The sequence below is a fragment of the Vibrio sp. 10N.222.46.A1 genome (assembly GCF_041473595.1).
In the GTDB taxonomy this organism is placed as follows: Bacteria; Pseudomonadota; Gammaproteobacteria; order Enterobacterales; family Vibrionaceae; genus Vibrio; species Vibrio tasmaniensis_A.
In genome coordinates this window covers 1-3,096 of sequence record NZ_JBFRSN010000080.1, presented here as the reverse complement: position 1 = coordinate 3,096, position 3,096 = coordinate 1, and the positions used below count along the sequence as shown (strand labels likewise).

Sequence of the window (3,096 nt, the reverse complement as noted above, 5' to 3'; positions counted from 1 at the left end):
TTACGATCCTGCATTGTGGAAAAGAATGCTGATGGCGTTTTATTCATAAAAAAACGTGCCACTAAATATGCATATTGTTGAATTGGAGGTATAAAAAAAGCGACACCCGAAGATGTCGCCTAGCAAAAACTGGTAAAGCCATTCAAATTGAATACCACAGCTTTACCTAAAAGCTATAAATTACACTGGAAGCAATGTGAGCAATGTCGTGTCAAAAAGAACTTAGTACAAGTTCGCGAGAATTCTGTTGGGTAACCAAGTTGATACTTGAGTACTTAACATCCTTGTGAACATTTCCTCATTCCCTAAGACAGGGTTAATAATAATGATTCTCATTTAATAGTCAACAACTAAATGATAATAAATCTCATTAAATTCATTTTAAATGATTTATCACCCCGATAAAGCAAATCATTAAGCTGATAATTGCTTCACGAAATGGATTCGATTTTCATTAATCTCTTCTTTTTCTTCCAATTTTTCAATTCGATATCCATTTTTCAATAGTAAACACAGCATCGCAGGAAACTGGTTACGAGATTTTACTTTCAGTTGCTCATAACCCCGCTCTTGTGCCCACTGCTCCTGAACATCTAATTGAGCCTGTGCGACCCCCTTATTTCTTGCAAGCGGTGACACACCACCAAACCAACTATAGAAAGTATTTGAGTTAAGCTCATAACCAATTTTAAAGCCGAGTAACACGTTCGCCTCTTCAGCCACTAAGATCAGGCTCTTTTTCCCTTCAAGCCGAGCTGCCAGTGAAGCGACACTCTCTTTTCTAGCAAATTCAGAGATCTGCTCGACAACAGACACAACCTCTCCCAGTGAACCTTCACGTACTATGACTGACATCTTCTTCCATCCTCATAAGCGAAAGGGCTGACACAATGGCCAACCCTTTTACTGAATATCACTTAAGTTAACGTTAAGTTGTTACTTTTCTTTTAAGTGCTTGGCTGCTTGTGCATTGTCTTCAGCAAGCCACTCTGCAACATCTTTAGCGAAGTAAGTCAGAATGCCATCAGCACCAGCACGCTTAAAGCACAGCAGTGATTCCATAACGGTGTCGCGTTCTTTCAGCCAACCGTTTTGAATTGCTGCTTTGTGCATCGCATACTCACCAGACACTTGATAAGCATACGTTGGTGCTTGAAGTTCATGTTTCACACGACGCACGATGTCTAAGTAAGGCATGCCTGGCTTAACCATCACCATATCCGCACCTTCATTGAGATCCATTGCCACTTCGTGAATCGCTTCATCGCTGTTGGCTGGATCCATCTGGTAGTTCTTCTTATTACCACCTTTCAGGTTCGAAGCACTGCCGACTGCATCACGAAATGGGCCGTAATAGCACGATGCGTATTTCGCAGAGTACGCCATAATCTGAGTATGAATATAACCCGCTTCCTCTAACGCTTCACGGATCTTACCAATACGACCATCCATCATATCCGACGGAGCAACCACATCTGCACCGGCTTCAGCATGCGATAACGCCTGCTGAATCAACACTTCAGTCGTTTCATCATTCATCACGTAACCATCTTCATCGATGATGCCGTCCTGGCCGTGAGTGGTAAATGGGTCCAGTGCAACATCAGTAATCACACCCATATTTGGCACGTGCTCTTTTAATGAACGTACCGCACGCTGCACTAAACCTTCTGAATTATGAGCTTCAGCCGCGCATAAGCTTTTAGCATCTTGGTTCACGACCGGAAACAGAGCAATCGCAGGAACACCCAATTTTGACAGGTAATCCGCTTCTTCAAGCATCAGATCGATCGACAAGCGTTCAACACCCGGCATTGACTCGACAGGCTCGCGGCGGTCTTTACCCATCAGGATAAACATTGGGTAGATGAGGTCATCCACAGACAATTGATTTTCTGCCATTAGGCGACGGCTAAAGTCGTGCTTACGCATACGGCGCATACGGCGACCTGGGAATTGACCTTGAATTGAAACAGACACTAGATTCTCCTTGCCTAGTCTAAGCACCGAAATGCTTAGATATGAAAAGTGCTAAATACAGGCAAAAGCATATCACTGATGGCTCAGGACGCTAGCAGTAAAATATAAAACCCACTCAAAAACAGGGATAAATGGCAAAAAATGACCTTCTCCTCACACTGCCGTATACTCATGACAACTCAGTAAAGACTGCTTTCAGGACAAAATAATGATCGACACCCATGCTCATATTTACGCGAGCGAATTCGATGAAGACCGTGAACAAGTCGTGCAGCGCGCACTGGTTCAAGGTATTGATACCATTCTATTGCCGAACATCGATTTAGCTTCTATCGAGCCCATGTTAGCGACGGAAGCTCAGTTTCCTGATGTGTGTCGTTCAATGATGGGCTTACACCCTTGTTATGTGGATGCGAATATCGAGCAGACCCTCAAAGCCATTCGAGCTTGGTTTGATAAACATGACTTTATCGCCGTGGGTGAGATTGGTATCGACTTGTACTGGGATAAAACCTTCAAGGCTGAACAAGAGATGGCTTTCGTGACTCAGCTGCAGTGGGCAAAAGAGCTCGATCTGCCAGTGGTGATCCACACTCGTGATTCTATTGAAGAGACACTTGCCTTACTTCGTAAAGAACAAGACGGCAGCTTACGTGGCGTATTCCACTGCTTTGGCAGCAGCTTAGAGGAGGCTCAAGCGATCAACGAGCTAGGCTTTCACTTAGGTTTAGGCGGTGTATCGACCTTTAAGAACTCAGGAATGGACAAGGTGATTCCACATCTTGATATGAATTACGTCATTCTAGAGACAGATTGCCCATACTTGGCACCAACACCGAATCGCGGTAAACGTAATGAGCCAGCCTACACGGAATTGGTAGCAAAACGCATCGCTGAATTGCGTGGAATGACCCTTGAAGAAGTCGACAATATAACGACCAGCAACGCTAAATTACTGTTTGGTTTATAATATAAATCGCAGTAAATCATCAGAAATAACGCAGTGATCGAGCTTTAAAACAAGTGAGCGTAACCCGTTATTTATGACGAAGGTATAATCGACATTCGATAAACAGACACAATAAAAAAGCGGCCTCGGGCCGCTTTTTTATTGTG

At 43.7% G+C, this 3,096-nt stretch carries 3 protein-coding genes; 1 reads left to right on the top strand and 2 read right to left on the bottom strand.

What is annotated here, in order from left to right:
- Positions 1 to 414: 414 nt before the first annotated feature.
- Positions 415 to 855 (bottom strand): GNAT family N-acetyltransferase, encoded by a 441-nt coding sequence (locus tag AB4496_RS03070; RefSeq protein ID WP_009848048.1) that lies wholly within the window; start codon positions 853 to 855, stop codon positions 415 to 417.
- 81 nt (positions 856 to 936) lie between these two features.
- A complete protein-coding gene (gene hemB / locus AB4496_RS03065; protein ID WP_009848049.1) occupies positions 937 to 1,980 on the bottom strand; it encodes a porphobilinogen synthase in 1,044 nt (347 codons plus the stop codon).
- 208 nt (positions 1,981 to 2,188) lie between these two features.
- Between hemB and AB4496_RS03060 the strand changes: the two genes are divergently transcribed.
- Positions 2,189 to 2,950, top strand: a complete 762-nt coding sequence (locus AB4496_RS03060; RefSeq protein ID WP_009848050.1) for a TatD family hydrolase — start codon at positions 2,189 to 2,191, stop codon at positions 2,948 to 2,950.
- The last annotated feature ends 146 nt before the right edge of the window (positions 2,951 to 3,096 follow it).